The sequence below is a fragment of the Jiangella anatolica genome, assembly GCF_003236295.1.
Lineage (GTDB): Bacteria > Actinomycetota > Actinomycetes > Jiangellales > Jiangellaceae > Jiangella > Jiangella anatolica.
Genome location: NZ_POTW01000212.1, coordinates 1 through 464, shown reverse-complemented (window position 1 = coordinate 464; position 464 = coordinate 1). Strand labels below are relative to the sequence as shown.

At 51.9% G+C, this 464-nt stretch carries 1 protein-coding gene; it reads right to left on the bottom strand.

Going from position 1 to position 464, the window contains the following annotated elements:
* On the bottom strand, window positions 1-464 hold a 464-nt coding region (locus C1I92_RS33035), incomplete at both ends, for an AAA family ATPase (protein ID WP_158564411.1).

Here is a 464-nt window from a genome sequence, read left to right as displayed (position 1 = left end):
GTCGTTTTCATCCTGTTGACTGGTCAGCATGGAGCGGAAATTCGCTTTATCCTGCACTTTATCTAACCACAGACGAATCAGCATGCGGTCATATAACGCTTCCAGACTGCTGTCTGCTTCCGGCAGCTCGTTGGAGGCCGCCACCAGCAGACGCATCGGGATTTTTTCTACGTGTGCACCGTTGCGGAACTGGCGCTCGTTAATGGCGGTGAGCAAGGTATTAAGAATTGCCGGGCCCGCTTTCCAGATCTCATCCAGAAAGACAATTTCTGCTTCCGGCAGGTAACCGCTGGTTAAACGTTCATAGCGCCCTTCATCTTTTAGCGCCTGAATAGAAAGGGGACCAAAAACTTCTTCCGGCGTGGAGAAGCGGGTCATCAGATATTCAAACGCGCGGGCATTCTGAAAGGCGAATTTTAAGCGCCGGGCGATCAAACTTTTGGCAATACCTGGCGGGCCAAGGA